Origin of the sequence: Limibacillus sp. MBR-115 (assembly GCF_040549425.1) — a bacterium.
GTDB classification, from domain to species: Bacteria; Pseudomonadota; Alphaproteobacteria; order Kiloniellales; family CECT-8803; genus Limibacillus; species Limibacillus halophilus.
On record NZ_JBEPTJ010000002.1, the window covers coordinates 20,689 to 35,479 of the forward strand.

The following is a 14,791-nucleotide window of genomic DNA, read 5'->3' on the forward strand; positions in this document are numbered from 1 at the left end:
GGAACGATCACCGCAAGAAGATCATCAATGATGCCAGCCCCGAGACCGCCCCAAAGGGCTATCTGTGTTGCACCCCGGACTGGGGCAGACTTTATGAACAATAGAGGACCTGTCAAGGTACCGGCCAAGCGAAATCACCCGAGCAGTTCCCCGTATACCGCCAGAGTCGCGTTGCACATCTGCTCTTTGGTGAAATGGCCGCGAATGTTTGTAATGGCCGCCGCCGCGATCTGCTCACGCATATGGTGACTGAGACCAAGCGCCCAGCGGATACCTTCAGCCAGAGCCTCCTGGTCGCCCGGCTTGACCAGCTTGCCGGTCACGCCCGCCAAAATCTGCTCGGGAGCCCCGCCGTGGTCGGTTGCCACCACCGGCCGGCCCATGGCCTGCGCCTCGCCGATCGTCCGGCCGAAGGACTCGGGATGGCTGGAAGCCGAAACCACGACATTGGCCAGCATGTAGGCCGCCGCCATGTCATTGCAGTGATCGACGAGCCACACGCGGTCGCCCAAACCAACCGACGCAATCAGTTTCTCAAGTTCCGTACGAAAACGGCTGCCGCCCTGGTCGGCACCGGCGATCACACAGGCAAACTCCATATCCTTCATACGGGCCAACGCATGGATCAGGTCGGTCTGCCCCTTACCCCGGGTAAAGCGCCCGGCCAACAGCACCAACGGCAGCGTCTCTGGCAAACGCCATTGTTCGGCCAGTTGAATCACCCGTTCAGCGGAGACAGCTTCCGGTGCGAATATCCGTGTGTCCACGCCGCGCGGTATGCAGCGCAAGCGATCGGCCCCGACCCCGTAAACAGAGGCCAGATGGTCGGCAATATAACGCGACGGCGCGATAACCCGTTCGCCCCGGGCCATGATGGAGTTGTAGGTGCGCTTGATCTCCGAACCATGGCCATAGGCACCATGGAAGGTCGTCATGAAGTGAATGCCTTCCGCGCGGGCCGCATAGTAAGCCGACCAGGCCGGCGCGCGGCTGCGGGCATGAATGATATCGACGTTGCGCGCGCGAATGAGCTGGCGCAGCCGTTTCACGTTGCGCCACATGCCAACAGGATTCTTGGTTCCCAGCGGAAGGGTAACGTGTTCAGCCTGAACCCGCTGCAGCTCGTAGGCCATCGGTCCGCCCTCCGAGGCAACGAGCGAAACGCAGCCCGCCTGCACCAGTGCGCCCGCGATATCGACGGCGCCGCGCTCAACGCCGCCGGCGACCAATGCCGGCAGGACCTGCAGCACGACGGGCGGGCGCCCCTCGACAGGAGCAGGCGCGGAGATGTTATTCTTCGATTCAGACATGATAGGGCCGAGCTTATGCCTTGTTTTTGTCTTCCGCGAAAGGACCTAGATCGAAGAAGGTGACAGCATGACGCAATCGAGCAACCCGGCAAGCAATCAAGTCAGCTATCTGGCGCGTCCCAACGATGCCAGGATCGCCTATCATCGCTTGCAGGGGAAGGGCCCTGGAATCGTTTTCCTGGGTGGGTTCGCATCGGATATGACCGGCACCAAGGCCCTCGCCCTGGAAGCCTTTGCACGCGATCGGGGGCAGGCCTTTCTGCGCTTCGATTATCAAGGACACGGTGCTTCCAGCGGCAGGTTCGAGGACGGCTCGATTGGGCTTTGGGCCGAGGACGCCAAGGCTGCCATCGCCGCGTTGACCCAGGGCCCGCAAATTCTGGTGGGTTCGTCGATGGGGGGATGGATCATGTTGCTGGCTGCGCTGGCCATGCCTGAGCGTGTCGCGGCGCTCGTCGGCATCGCCCCCGCGCCCGACTTCACCGAAGACCTGATGTGGGCCGGATTCACGGCGGAAGTGCGCACCCAGATTATGGAGACGGGTGCCTACCGGGAGCCGTCCGACTATAGCGACGAACCCTACGTCATTACCCGGAAACTGATCGAGGATGGCCGCCAGAACCTATTACTTCGCGACCCGATCCCCCTCTCTTGCCCGGTGCGCATTCTGCAAGGGCTGGAAGACCGGGACGTGCCCTGGGAGCACGCCCTGAAACTCTGCGCCGCGCTGGAAAGCAGCGATGTCGAGGTGACACTCGTCAAGGGCGGCGATCACCGCCTGTCGGAACCAGCCGACCTGGATCGCCTGGCGATGACATTGGAGCGTTTACTTGAGCGCTTTTAGGCCAACCTGATAGTTAGGATACCGTAGGCGGTAACGCAGTTCGTTCTTGAGCTTTGCGTTCGAGACCCGGCGGCTGTCCGCGTAGAAGGACAGCGCCATAGGGGTCATGGTCTTGGCCGCTTCCTCGAAGGGAATCAACGGCAGCGAAGGCCGCCCTAAGAGGCCGCAGGCATAATCCGTTACTTCTTCGGCCGAAGCCGGCAGGTCGTCGGCAAGATTGTAAATCGCGCCTGGTTCCGGCTTGGCGATGGAAGCCCGCAATGCGCCGACGATATCATCCAGGTGTATGCGGCTGAACACCTGACCCGGTTTGTCGATACGACGGGCCGTGCCTCTTGCCACTTCCTCGAGCGCATTGCGCCCTGGTCCATAGATGCCCGCCAGCCGAAAGATATGCAGCGGCAATGCGGCGCGCGCGGCAAGCTTTTGCCAACCCTGTTCCTGCTTGACCCGGCGAAGACCACGCGGACCGCTGGGATTGAGCGGCGTGGTTTCATCAACCCACCCGCCCTGATGATCGCCGTAGACTCCTGTCGTGGAGAGGAGCCCCACCCATGCCAAATTCTGAAGATCGGCTATATGCTCATCTTCATGATCGAGAGCCGGATCGCCCTCGGCATCTGGGGGAAGCGTAATCAGGAGATGCGTCGTTCCACGAAGGGCCAATTTCGGGTCGGCCAGATGATGGCCGCGATCAAACAGAAAAGCCTGTATGCCCTGTGCCTTCATGGCGGCCGCCTTCTCGGCACTTCGAGTCGTCCCCGCCACCTTCCAGCCCTCGGGAAGCAAACGCGTGGCCAGACGTTGGGCGACATAGCCCAGTCCGAAAACAAACAGGCGGCGTTCGTTGCCGTTGCGTGAAACAGCGTTCTCCATCCGCTAAGGGTGGCTGCTGGGCTGCCGTCAAGCAAGCAGGAAAAGCCCCTTGCACTGGCCCGGGCTGTGACGGCGTAATGGCGGCCATGATACACACCTCCCCCTTTCGCCGCTTCCGCAGGTCCTCAGCCTTCCTTGCCGTGGCCGTCGCTGGAATGCTCGCCGTCGTTATTCCTCTTTGGGCGCAAACGACCGGGCAGGGCGACGGCGTACCCACCGGCGGCGCCGAGCGCTACGACATCTGCATGAAGATGGCGTTCGGTACGCCGGAGTTGGCGTTGAACGAAGCCAATGCATGGGGCAAGGAGGGCGGCGGCTTGCCGGCCGAGCACTGCGCGAGCGTCGCCTTACTGAACATGGGCAGGCTCGAGGAGGGGGCCAGCCGCTTGACCGCCATGGCCGATGCCATGACCGGCATGCGCCCTGAACTCCGGATTGGTGCTTACGGACAAGCGGGACAGGCCTGGACCATGGCCGGCGACAGCAAAGCGGCTCTGGCGGTCCAGTCCAAAGGGCTAACGCTTGATCCCGACAATGTGGAGTTGTTGATCGATCGCAGCTTCAGCCATGCCCTGACAAAGGACTTCTGGGCGGCTTTGGACGATCTCAACAAAGCCAGCGATCTGGCACCCAACCGACCCGACATTCTTGTCTACCGCGCCACCACCTATCGGTTCTTGGAAACCCCAGAGCTTGCCTTGGACGATGCCAACCGGGCCCTGGTGCTGGCGCCGGACCTGCCCGAAGGCTTGCTGGAGCGAGGTATTCTGCGGCGTTTGACCGGGGATGAAGCCGGTGCCAAGGCGGACTGGGAAAGATTGATTCAGGTCGCCCCACAAAGCGCGGCCGCCCAGTCTGCCAGGCAAAACCTCGAGAGGATCACAAAGCCGTAGTGATCCGCTGACTCTTCCCAAGAGCCAAAACAAACAGGCATCATAACGCTAAAGCTACCCAAGGGTTGAGGACAGTATGTCTGGCATGACAAGTAGCGAGACAATAAGCAACACTCCCGGCGCAATGCGCCTGCCCGGAACGGCCGACAGTGCGCCGTTCCTTTGCCTGATGGTTACCGCCGCGCTGCTCACGTCTCTCTTTGCGTCCAAGGTGTTTACCTTGGCATTCCTTTCGTTGGCGCTGGTTCTGCTCTTTCTCAATGCGCAAGAGCCCTCCCGCTCCAGCATTGCCGGCTCCGGCGTGAAGCAGCTTTGGATCGCTTTGGGTCTTCCCCTCGCTTACATTTTCCTTTCGAGTTTCTGGTCAAACGACCCCGGCTTCAGCCTGCTGGCGGCCGGCAAACTACTGATTCTCCTTTTGGTCGGAAGCCTCGCGGTTTCGCCGCATTTCTCGCGTCACATCCTGGCCACCTGGACAACGCGCCTTGCCGGAGCGGCTTGGCTACGACCCTTGGTTCTGATCGTTGCCGTCGTCACCCTGGCGGGGGCGGCCTTCGACAGCCTCTTCCAACCCAACGCCGTGCCCCTGCTATCGGACGTCTACAAGCTGCTAGCCACGGCCTTTCCGCTCTTGTGGATTCTGGCGGCTTGCTTAGGAGCCGACCTACGGAAGTCATGGTTGGTTCTATGGTTGATCGCGCTGATTTTCTTGAGTGGCGAGCACGTAGTCGGACCTCTGGCTTTTGCGCTCACTGCCCTCGTTTTGCCTGTTGCGGCGCATTTCCGACGCCCTGAATGGATCGTGCCCATGGCTGCGCTGGCGGCCAGTAGCATCATTATTCTTGCGGCGATTTACTTCCAATCACAGGGCGGCCCCGTCGTCGAAGGAGATCGAAACGCTGGGGCGCTTTCCGAGCTACTTGCCAGAGTGAACGCGGGCGACCGCCAAATGATCTGGTTGCAGGCATTCCGGGTGTTCCAGGAAGAACCCTGGTTCGGGCACGGCTTCCGGATGTCGCGCTTTATCCTGGAAGCCGGTACCGGGGGCAACCCGCCGGCCCATATACTTCATCCACACAACTTCACCCTGCAGATTCTAATGGAGGTCGGCATTCTGGGGATGCTGGTGATTTACACAGGATTCTCGCTGGCTTGGGTCAAACTGCTGTCCTGGATGAACCCGCAAGGTGTACAGCTTGCAACCGGTCTTGGATTTTGCCTGCTCGTCGTCTGGTCTGCCGGGTTCGGCGTCTGGCAGAGCTATCTGCTGGGCGCCTTTATCTCCGGTCTCACGCTGATTCGGCTGTGCTTTCCAAGCGCGCCGACCTCAGCACCTCAAGGCGCCCAACCCAAATGACCAAAAGCATCGCCGGAATACCCAGCACCGCAGCATAAAGAAAGAATGAGTGGTAACCCATCGCTTCCACGACCTCGCCTGAGAAGCCGCCGATGAACTTGCCCGGCAGAGTCATCAGCGATGAAAAGAGCGCGTACTGCGTCGCTGTGTAACTGGAGCTCGTGAGGCTGGAGAGGTAGGCGATGAATACCGAGCCGGCCAGTCCGCCGGCCAAATTGTCGGCGCTGATGGTCACCACCAGGAAACCGAGGTCGGGGCCGAGACTGGCGAGTGTGGCGAACAGCAGATTCGTGACCGCCACCAGCAAGGCCCCCAGGAACAAAGGGCGCAGGAGTCCGAAGCGCACGACGAGAACACCGCCAACAAAAGCGCCGGCCAGACTCATGACAAGGCCATAGAGCTTGCTGACACTGGCAATCTGGGATTTCGTGAACCCAAGATCGATGTAAAAAGGATTGGCCATGACGCCCATGGTGATGTCGGAGATGCGGTAGAATGCGACCAACATCAAAATCACCAAGGCCATGCGCCCGTTGCGGCGGAAGAAATCCACGAAGGGACAGACCGCCGCGCCATAGAGCCAGGCCGCCACGGCAAGACCGCCTTGCGCTGGCCGGCCACCGAGGAAAGCCTCCACTTCGGGTAGCTTCAGGACTTCCAAACGATCCTTGTTGATTTCCGGCTCATGAATTATCAGAACAGTGACGATGCCAACCCCTACCAGCAGCGCCATGGTCGTGTAGGCGGCAAACCAGGTGAAAAAATCCGCCATGTACAGGGCGCCCGCCCCGGCGGCCAGCAGCCCGAACCGATAGCCCAGCTGATAGGTCGCGGCCATCGCGCCCTGAAGGTCCTTCTTGACCGCCTCGATGCGATAGGCGTCGATGGCGACGTCCTGCGTTGCCGAGGAAAAGGCCACCAGGAACCCGAAGGCAATCACGGGAGCCAACGACATTGCCGGATCACTCGTGGCCAGGCCAAACAGGCCTGCGGCGATACCGGCCTGCGCCACCAGCATCCAGGAACGCCGCCTGCCGAGCAGACGGGTTAATCCCGGCAGCTTGAGATTATCGACGACCGGCGCCCAGAAGACCTTGATCGAATAAGTGATGCCCAGCCAGGAAAGGTAACCGATGTCGGCGCGGTCAATGCCCGCTTCCGTCAGCCAGGCAGAGAGCGTCGAGAAGACCAGCAGAAAGGGAAGACCGGCGGAGAACCCCAGAAACAGCATCGCCAGCACCCGAGGGTGGCGATAGACGGTGACAGCTTCGCTCCAAGAGCGACGATCGGACCGTCCATTGCTGTTGCTGGCGTCAGACGGCATCTTTCAGGCGGCTTTCCTTCTTACGCTCATGCGGGTCAAGGTAGCGTTTGCGCAGCCGGATCGATTTTGGTGTCACCTCGACCAGTTCGTCTTCCTCCACGTAACTGAGCGCTTGTTCCAGGCTCATGCGCCGTGGCGGCGTCAGCAGCACGTTGTCATCCTTGCCGGAGGCACGCACGTTGGTCAACTTCTTCGCCTTCAGGGGGTTGACCTCAAGATCGTTCCCTCGGTTGTGTTCGCCGATGATCATGCCGCCGTAAACCGGCTCACCGGCACCGACGAACAACTGGCCCCGTTCTTCCAGATTCCAAAGCGCATAGGCTACGGACGATCCCTGGCCGTTGGAGATCAAAACGCCGACCCGGCGCCCCGCGATCTGGCCCTTGTACGGCCCGTAGTGCGAAAAGACGCGGGCCATGATGCCGGTACCCCTGGTATCGGTCAGGAACTCGCCGTGATATCCGATCAGGCCACGCGCGGGGACTTGGAAGGCCAGGCGCAGCTTACCGCCGCCCGAGGGCTTCATTTCCAGCAACTCACCCTTGCGCTGGCTGATCTTGTCCACGACGACGCCGCTGTACTCTTCGTCCACGTCTACCTGAACCTCTTCGTAGGGCTCCTGTCTGTCACCGGTCTGCGGATCGTTCCGGAACAGCACGCGCGGACGGCTGATGGAGAGCTCGTAGCCCTCCCGGCGCATGGTTTCGATCAGAACCCCCAGTTGCAACTCGCCACGTCCGGCGACCTCGAAGGAATCCTTTTCACCGGTTTCGGTGACACGGATCGCGACGTTGCCCTCCGCTTCCCGCAGCAAGCGGGCGCGAATCATACGCGACGTCACCTTGTCCCCCTCGCGTCCCGCATAGGGGGAATCGTTGATCGAGAAGGTCATTGCCAGCGTTGGCGGGTCAATGGGCTGCGAGGGAATGGCCTCTGACACGCTTGGATCGGCAAGGGTATCGGCTACGGTCGGTTTCTCCAATCCGGCGATGGCCACGATATCACCTGCGCGCGCTTCCTCGACCGCCTCACGCCTGAGGCCACGGAACGCCAGCAGCTTGGTCAGGCGGGATTGCTCGATCACCTTGCCGTCGCGGGTCATGGCATGCAGCGGCATGTTTACCCGCGCCACGCCCTCGGCGATGCGTCCGGTCAGGATGCGCCCCAGGTAGGGGTCATACTCCAAGGTCGTCGCCAGAAGCTTGAAAGGCTTCTTTTGGTCGCCCTCGGCCAAAGGCACGCGCCGGGCAATGGCGTCGAAAAGCGGCGCCAGATTCTCGCGCGGATCATTTTCCAGATCATCGACCGCCCAGCCATCACGACCAGAGGCAAAGAGCGTGGGGAAGTCCAGCTGCTCCTCATCGGCATCTAGCGCGCTAAAGAGATCGAAGACCGCATCCTGCACCCAGAAGGGACGCGCATCGGATTTGTCAATCTTGTTGACGACCACGATGGGCTGCAATCCGCGGCGCAGGGCCTTCATGGTCACGAACTTGGTTTGCGGCATCGGACCCTCAGCGGCATCGACCAGCAGCAAAACACCATCGACCATCGAAAGAATACGCTCGACCTCACCGCCGAAATCGGCGTGACCGGGCGTATCGACGATGTTTATACGCTCGCCCTTCCACTCAACCGAGGTACATTTTGCGAGGATGGTGATGCCGCGCTCGCGCTCCAGATCGTTGCTGTCCATCGCGCGTTCAGCCATATGCTGATTCTCACGAAAGGTGCCCGACTGGCGGAGCATGGAATCGACCAACGTGGTCTTTCCATGGTCAACGTGGGCGATGATCGCCAGATTGCGGATGCGTCCGCTCATGGTTTTTAGAGTCCGTGGCTCAGTTAATGCCGAGGCGCGTCTTCGCCAGCTCTTTCAAGCTGGTCTCCGGCCGCGCGCCGTAGTGGGAAATTATCTCCGCCGCTGCTATCGCGCCCAGACGGCCGCAGGTCGCCAAATCGAGCCCCTGCGCATAGCCATGGAGGAAACCTGCAGCGTAAAGGTCTCCGGCGCCGGTGGTGTCTACCACCTTTTGTACCGGTTCTGCATCAATTACCTGCATATCATCGCCAGAAAGTATGATTGAGCCCTTCTCGCTGCGGGTCAGCGCGGCAACCTTGCAGTGCCCGCGCACCTTTTCCAGCGCCTCGTCGAAGGTGGTCACCTGATAGAGCGAGAGAATCTCCTGCTCATTGGCGAACAATAGATCAACATGCCCCGCCACGAGGTCCAGAAAGGACTCGCGATGACGGTCCACGCAGAAAGGGTCCGAAAGGCTGAGCGCAACCTCGCCGCCGGCATCATGAGCCGTTTCGGCGGCGCGCAGGAACGCTGCCTTCGCTGGTGGCGCGTCCCAAAGATACCCCTCTAGATAGGTGATCTTCGACGCCGCAATCGTGGTGGTATCAACATCCTCCGGCGCTATCTGCACGGATGCCCCCAGAAAGGTGTTCATGGTCCGTTGGGCATCCGGCGTTACCAGAATCAAGCAACGCGCCGTCGGCTCGCCGGTCATCGCAGCCGGGGTTTCGAATGCAACGCCGGACGCGCGAATGTCATGGCGAAAGATGCCGCCGAGTTGATCGTTTCGCACCTTTCCAATGAAGGCGGCGCGGCTCCCCAACTGGGCCAAACCGACCATCGTGTTGGCGACGGACCCTCCGGAGACCTCGCGGCCCGGTCCCATCGCATTGTACAGGCTCTCGGCACGCTGTGCGTCGATCAGGGTCATGACCCCCTTTTCCAATGCCTCTTGCTGCAAGAAGGCGTCATCTGCAGGTGACAGGACATCGACAATAGCATTGCCGATACCAACCACGTCATAAGGCTGTTGGGTCATGAGGTCGTTTCCTTTCGCGCAATTCTGCTTTGCGCGCGCAGCTTTACCGCCTGACCGCCCGAGGAGCAATGGCGAAGGCGGAATCCGGCCTTCAACGGTACGGCATTCGGTCCAACGCCATCATGAAGGGATGCGCGAGAGCCTTGCCCCGAGGCCTCGGGTCGCGCTAAACCCCTGCTCATGTTCTCAAGCCTTGCCAAATCCTTCGCCCAGCTCTCCGACCCGCGCGTCCGCAAAGTGGTCTGGTGGAGCATTCTCTTGGCGCTCGGCGTCTTCATTCTGCTGTGGATCGGCTTCGGCTTCCTGCTGTCATGGGGTGGCGATTCGCTGGCCGCCTGGCTTCAGTCGCTGGGCTGGGAGGGATTCCTCCTGCGCTCGGTCGAGTGGCTGGCTGCCGCCGCCTCTGTCGGCGCACTGCTGATTGTCTCGCTCCTGGTCTTTCCGGGGGTGGTCGGCATTCTGATTCCGCTTTACCTGGATCAGGTAGCCGACGCCGTCGAGGACAGGCATTATCCCGGCTTGCCGCCAGCGCGTCCGCAGCGTTTGGCTGAAATGCTGCTGGACGCCCTCCGCCTGGTCGGTGCGACGGTTGCGCTCAACTTGCTGGCATTGCCATTTTATCTGATTTTCCTATTCATACCTGGCCTCAACCTACTGCTGTTCTACCTGCTCAACGGCTATCTGCTGGGACGGGAGTACTTCGAGCTGGTTGCGGTCCGACGCTTGGCGCGTAGCGAATTGAAACCGGCTTGGAAAGCCAGGAAGGGGCGTTATCTGGTAGCAGGTGCGTTAATAACCTTCCTCCTAACCATTCCGCTGGTTAATCTGATAGCGCCCGTCGTGGCCACGGCCTTCATGGTTCACCTCTTTCAGAACCCATCAAAGGCCTGAGGGCGGCGACCGTTCGCAAGCTGGCAGGCCGGTGGTTCATAAGGGAGTTTCAGGGGATGTTCGGGAAGAAAAACAAAGACGGCGGAAACAGCCCCAGCGATCCGCGGACAAGGGATACAAACCCACGGGGTCCACGCCCGGCCGGGACGGAACGTGAGGAGACGAGACCGCTGCGCCGTACAACCGGCGAGTTGCCACTCACGCCGCCAAGTCGCCAGGAATTCGCCGGCCCCACTGAGCGTTACGACCCCACGGAGCGCTATGCAACGAGCGCGCCGCGCGCCGCGGAACCATCGCCGCCACCAGTTGCGCCGGTCGCTCCAGCGCCCAGCATTCCCGGCACCAGGGATTCCAGCGAAGGCGAGGGTCAGCGCCTATCCGTTGGCAAGGGCATCAGCCTAACCGGCGAGATTCGCAACTGCGAGAGCCTGTTTGTCGAAGGCGAGGTCGAGGTCAAGCTGACGGACTGCAAGTGGTTGAAGATTGCGGCAGGCGGCTTGGTCAAGGGTACGGCCACGGTTGAGAATGCCGAAATCAGCGGTTCCTTTATCGGCGAGCTTACAGTTCGCGGCTGCCTAAGCGTCAAGCGAGGTGGCCTTGTCGAGGGCGACACGAAGTATACTGAACTTGAGATCGAACGCGGCGGCCGCCTGACCGGCAAGAGCGACAAGAACGAACTGGACTCCTGACCCCCATGCACCTGCCGACCGCCCGCCTCGCATCGCTTCTTTTGCTTGCCTTGACCGTGAGTGCTTGCCAACAGACTGCGCTTGCGCCCAGCGCCTCCTTGCCAGCGCAGTCCCCGGCTCCGGCGCCAAGTAAGCCCGCAGCAACACCGTCGGATCTAGCCGGGCTCGATGCTAACGGCCTTGATGCGCTTCTGGGACGGCCGACCGTGATCCGACGCGAGGCCGATGCCATGATATGGCAGTATCACGCTCGCGGATGCGTGCTTGATCTATTCCTCTATGCCAATGCGCCGGATAGAACCCAGCGGCTCGTGCATCTCGAGGCGCGCAGCAACGATGACGCCAGCCCTCTGGAAACCGGCGCCTGCTTGGCGGAACTTTCAGACCCCTCCCGGCACCTGACCGCCAACGCCGACTGACGCCGGCCGATCAGGACTTACGCCGACTCGCCTTGGGCGGCTTGCTGACAAAGTCCTGTTCGCTGGTCTTCTGTTTGAAGCTGCAAAGATCCTTGACGACGCAGCGCGGGCATTCGGGCTTGCGCGCCTTGCAAACATAGCGGCCGTGCAGGATCAACCAGTGATGCGCATGCAGCATGCGATCCTCCGGCACGGCTTTCAGCAACTTCAACTCAACCGCCAGCGGCGTCTTTCCAGGTGCCAGCCCAGTGCGGTTCGAGATACGGAAAATGTGCGTATCCACGGCCATGGTCGGCTGGCCGAAAGCCACATTGAGCACGACATTGGCGGTCTTGCGGCCAACCCCCGGCAAGCTTTCCAGGGTTTCCCTGTCCGCAGGGACCGCGCCGCCGTGTTCCTCTATAAGGATACGGCACAAGGCAATGATGTTCTTGGCCTTGGAATTAAAGAGTCCGATGGTTTTGACATAGTCCTTCAAGCCCTCCTCGCCCAGCGCCAGGATTTTTTCCGGCGTGTCGGCGACGGGAAAGAGCTTCTGCGTTGCCCGGTTGACGCCCGCGTCGGTCGCCTGGGCCGAAAGTACGACCGCGACCAGCAAGGTGAAGGGTGAGGTATAGTCCAGCTCGCTCTTCGGTTCCGGCATCGAGGCCGCCAAACGGTCAAAAAAGGTGACAACATCGGCTTTCTTCATGAATCGTATTTCCCTTGTGAGTCTTGGGCCCTCTGCAGCCTCTCTCTTGGCACCGTTCGCCTCTCGGCTTTATTCTCTTCTTATGACACAGAGCAACCCTTTGCCCGAAGGAAATGAAGCAGTCGTCTTCGACGCTTTGCTGGAGCCGCACCGCAGCCTCAGCCCGCTCGGTTTCCTGTTGCTGATGACAGCGATCTGCTGCCTCAGCGGGGCGGCGGGGCTTTTCTTTTTCCTCGTGGGCGCCTGGCCGGTAGTCGGATTCCTGGGCCTCGACGTGTTGTTGGTTTATCTGGCCTTTCGCGCCAACTACCGCAGTGCCCGGATGTTCGAGCGGTTGTCCTTGACGCCGCAACAGCTTCACGTGCAGCGCGTGGGGCCCAGCGGACAGGCGTGGGAATGGTGGTTTCAACCCGCTTGGCTAAAAGTCGAGATCGACGACCCGCCCGAACCGGACAGCCCTCTCCTGCTGCGATCTCACGGCCGCAGCCTTACAATCGGGGCGTTCCTGACCGCCGAAGAACGGCTCGACCTAGCCCAAGCACTGCGCGGAGCGTTGGCAAACCTATCCTGGCGAACCGCGCCGCTTAACGTCCCCCCGCCACCCTCAAGATAGCGCCTGTAACGTAAGAAGCTGCGTCCGAGAGCAGCCACAAGACCGGCTCGGCGATTTCGTCGGGGCTGCCAGGACGGGCCAGGGGAATCATGGGCGCGATCTTCGCCACGCGGCCTATGACGCCGGATTCGCGCTCGTGAATCTCGGTATCTGTCAGGCCCGGCGCGACCGCGTTCACGCGGATGCCGTCATCGCCCAATTCCTTGGCAAGACCCTGGGTAAAGGAGTCGACCGCACCCTTGGTCGCGGCGTACCAGGTGTACTCGTTCGGAGAGCCCAGGGTCGCGGCACTGGAGGAGATATTGACGATAGCGCCACCCGCACCGCCATGGCGGGTAGAGGCGCGGCGCACGAAGCTGCGCGCGCAGTTGATCACACCCATGACATTGACCGCGACGACGCGTTCCATTGTAGCGGTTTCGGCCTCGTCAAGACGGCTGGCGCGGCCCGTCAGGCCCGCATTGTTCACCAGATAGCGAACCGGGCCCAATGCAGATTCCGCCCCGTCAAAAAGCGCTTCCACCTGGGTTGCGTCCGCGACATCGCCGGGCAGGGCCACGGCTCTGCCACCGGCCGCTTGTATCTCCTTGGCCAGTGCCTCGGCCTCGGCGGCCGAGCGACTGTAGTTGATGGCCACGGCGTAACCGCGCGTAGCGGCAAGCCGCGCCACGGAAGCGCCGATACCGCGACCTCCGCCGGTCACCAGAAGACAAGGTTTATCAGCCATCGCGACCATCCCTCTCGCTTTTAACTTATCGAAACTCCTGCCCGAAGCTTCCCAGCCACGGGCCACGATCTCAAGCCCAAACCACCCCTGAGTCCAACATGGCGTGGTTGCAAGATACCAAGGAAGGAAGGCGGCTGGCCCGGTGGAAGTGCCCCGGGCCGGTCTGTGGGAGAGGGAGAGGGAGAGTCGACCGGCCCGGGACGAAGCAGTTCAGTGATGAACTGCGACCTATTAGGTCGGTGTTTCAAGGAAGCGGTCTTCTGTCCGGATTACACCGGGACGGATACCGATAGCTCGCCGGCCAAGGAAACAGGCAAGAAACGCCCGAAACCCATCAGCGCAAAGCCCAAACGAACGTCCATTTTTCCGGAACGTCCTGGCCCCCACTGTCACCGGTCGGTTGCTGCTTCCAGGAAGGCACCGACTTCTTATGACACAGCCGGATCGTTCAGCGATCCGACCTGTGCCAATCATTTAGGGCTAAAGATCACCGTTACGCAACAGCAAAACATGCCTCGAACCTTCAGACCCGGCGTTCCACCATCAGCTTCTTGATCTCGCCGATGGCTTTGGCGGGGTTGAGGCTCTTGGGGCAGGTCTTGGTGCAGTTCATGATCGTGTGGCAGCGATAGAGGCGGAAGGGGTCCTCAAGCTGATCCAGACGCTCCCCGGTGAACTCGTCACGGCTGTCGGCGATCCAGCGATAGGCCTGCAGCAACACAGCCGGACCCAGATAGCGATCGCCGTTCCACCAGTAACTGGGGCAGGAGGTGGAGCAGCAGAAACACAGGATGCATTCCCACAGGCCATCCAGCTTGGCTCGCTCGTCCGGGGTTTGGAGACGCTCGCGCTCCGGTGCTGGCGTCGTGCTTTTCAACCAGGGTTCGATCGAGGTGTACTGGGCGTATACCTGATTGAGATCGGGCACCAGGTCCTTGACCACCGGCATGTGCGGCAAGGGATAGACCTTCACGTCTTCCTTCACTTCCTCGACGAACTTGGTGCAGGCCAACGTGTTGGTGCCATCGATGTTCATAGCGCAGGAACCGCAAACGCCCTCGCGGCAGGACCGGCGAAAGGTCAGCGTCGGATCGATCTCGTTTTTAATCTTGATCAGCGCATCCAGAACCATCGGCCCGCAGTCGGCCATATCCACCGTGTAGCTGTCGACGCGCGGGTTCTGCCCGCCATCGGGGTCCCAACGGTAGACCTTGAAGGTCTTGGGCTTTTTGGCGCCAGCAGCATTACCCCAGGTCTTGCCTTCTTGAACGCGAGCGTTCTTTGGCAGCGCAAATTCGGCCATATCTTCCTTGCCTC

The 14,791-nt window shown here is 61.1% G+C and carries 15 protein-coding genes; 7 read left to right on the forward strand and 8 right to left on the reverse strand.

Annotation, left to right across the window (positions count from 1 at the left end):
* Positions 1 to 134: 134 nt before the first annotated feature.
* On the reverse strand, positions 135 to 1,310 hold the full coding sequence (locus ABIE63_RS03735; protein ID WP_354502921.1) for a glycosyltransferase family 4 protein: 1,176 nt from the start codon (positions 1,308 to 1,310) through the stop codon (positions 135 to 137).
* Positions 1,311 to 1,377: 67 nt separating this feature from the next.
* On the opposite strand from ABIE63_RS03735, the gene ABIE63_RS03740 reads away from it, so the two are divergent.
* A complete protein-coding gene (locus ABIE63_RS03740; protein WP_354502923.1) occupies positions 1,378 to 2,154 on the forward strand; it encodes an alpha/beta fold hydrolase in 777 nt (258 codons plus the stop codon).
* On the opposite strand, the gene ABIE63_RS03745 is transcribed toward ABIE63_RS03740, so the two are convergent.
* Positions 2,137 to 3,030 carry an SDR family oxidoreductase gene (locus tag ABIE63_RS03745; RefSeq protein ID WP_183414608.1) on the reverse strand — a complete coding sequence of 298 codons (894 nt, stop codon included), beginning with the start codon at positions 3,028 to 3,030 and terminating at the stop codon, positions 2,137 to 2,139. The two genes, ABIE63_RS03740 and ABIE63_RS03745, sit on opposite strands and share 18 nt — an antisense overlap.
* Positions 3,031 to 3,107: 77 nt before the next feature.
* Between ABIE63_RS03745 and ABIE63_RS03750 the strand changes: the two genes are divergently transcribed.
* Complete coding sequence (locus tag ABIE63_RS03750) at positions 3,108 to 3,923, forward strand: hypothetical protein (RefSeq protein ID WP_354502925.1); 816 nt, start codon at positions 3,108 to 3,110, stop codon at positions 3,921 to 3,923.
* 85 nt (positions 3,924 to 4,008) lie between these two features.
* Positions 4,009 to 5,280, forward strand: coding sequence for an O-antigen ligase family protein (locus ABIE63_RS03755; RefSeq protein ID WP_354502927.1), 1,272 nt, complete (start codon positions 4,009 to 4,011; stop codon positions 5,278 to 5,280).
* Here the strand turns inward: ABIE63_RS03755 and ABIE63_RS03760 are convergent.
* From ABIE63_RS03760 to ABIE63_RS03770, 3 genes are read right to left on the reverse strand one after another with little or no spacing between them, the layout of a single operon-like run.
* A complete protein-coding gene (locus ABIE63_RS03760; protein WP_354502929.1) occupies positions 5,213 to 6,604 on the reverse strand; it encodes an MFS transporter in 1,392 nt (463 codons plus the stop codon). The genes ABIE63_RS03755 and ABIE63_RS03760 overlap by 68 nt on opposite strands.
* Positions 6,594 to 8,426: a translational GTPase TypA gene (gene typA, locus ABIE63_RS03765; RefSeq protein WP_354502931.1), complete on the reverse strand. Its 1,833-nt coding sequence runs from the start codon at positions 8,424 to 8,426 to the stop codon at positions 6,594 to 6,596. Before typA ends, ABIE63_RS03760 begins: the two co-directional genes overlap by 11 nt.
* A 19-nt stretch (positions 8,427 to 8,445) precedes the next feature.
* Positions 8,446 to 9,444 (reverse strand): adenosine kinase, encoded by a 999-nt coding sequence (locus tag ABIE63_RS03770; protein WP_354502933.1) that lies wholly within the window; start codon positions 9,442 to 9,444, stop codon positions 8,446 to 8,448.
* A gap of 180 nt (positions 9,445 to 9,624) precedes the next feature.
* Between ABIE63_RS03770 and ABIE63_RS03775 the strand changes: the two genes are divergently transcribed.
* From ABIE63_RS03775 to ABIE63_RS03785, 3 genes are read left to right on the forward strand one after another with little or no spacing between them, the layout of a single operon-like run.
* On the forward strand, positions 9,625 to 10,335 hold the full coding sequence (locus ABIE63_RS03775; protein WP_354502935.1) for an EI24 domain-containing protein: 711 nt from the start codon (positions 9,625 to 9,627) through the stop codon (positions 10,333 to 10,335).
* A gap of 56 nt (positions 10,336 to 10,391) precedes the next feature.
* A complete protein-coding gene (locus tag ABIE63_RS03780; RefSeq protein WP_354502937.1) occupies positions 10,392 to 11,024 on the forward strand; it encodes a polymer-forming cytoskeletal protein in 633 nt (210 codons plus the stop codon).
* A 5-nt stretch (positions 11,025 to 11,029) separates the two neighbouring features.
* Positions 11,030 to 11,443 (forward strand): hypothetical protein, encoded by a 414-nt coding sequence (locus ABIE63_RS03785; RefSeq protein ID WP_354502939.1) that lies wholly within the window; start codon positions 11,030 to 11,032, stop codon positions 11,441 to 11,443.
* A gap of 10 nt (positions 11,444 to 11,453) precedes the next feature.
* Here ABIE63_RS03785 and nth read toward each other — a convergent pair whose 3' ends face one another.
* Complete coding sequence (gene nth, locus ABIE63_RS03790; protein WP_354502941.1) at positions 11,454 to 12,134, reverse strand: endonuclease III; 681 nt, start codon at positions 12,132 to 12,134, stop codon at positions 11,454 to 11,456.
* 82 nt (positions 12,135 to 12,216) lie between these two features.
* Here nth and ABIE63_RS03795 point away from each other — a divergent pair, with 82 nt between their 5' ends.
* Positions 12,217 to 12,747: a DUF2244 domain-containing protein gene (locus tag ABIE63_RS03795; RefSeq protein ID WP_354502945.1), complete on the forward strand. Its 531-nt coding sequence runs from the start codon at positions 12,217 to 12,219 to the stop codon at positions 12,745 to 12,747.
* On the opposite strand, the gene ABIE63_RS03800 is transcribed toward ABIE63_RS03795, so the two are convergent.
* Together ABIE63_RS03800 and ABIE63_RS03805 are read right to left on the reverse strand one after the other, a co-directional pair.
* Positions 12,719 to 13,474, reverse strand: coding sequence for an SDR family oxidoreductase (locus ABIE63_RS03800; RefSeq protein ID WP_354502947.1), 756 nt, complete (start codon positions 13,472 to 13,474; stop codon positions 12,719 to 12,721). The two genes, ABIE63_RS03795 and ABIE63_RS03800, sit on opposite strands and share 29 nt — an antisense overlap.
* Before the next feature lie 523 nt (positions 13,475 to 13,997).
* Positions 13,998 to 14,777, reverse strand: a complete 780-nt coding sequence (locus ABIE63_RS03805) for a succinate dehydrogenase iron-sulfur subunit (RefSeq protein ID WP_354502949.1) — start codon at positions 14,775 to 14,777, stop codon at positions 13,998 to 14,000.
* Positions 14,778 to 14,791 lie beyond the last annotated feature (14 nt).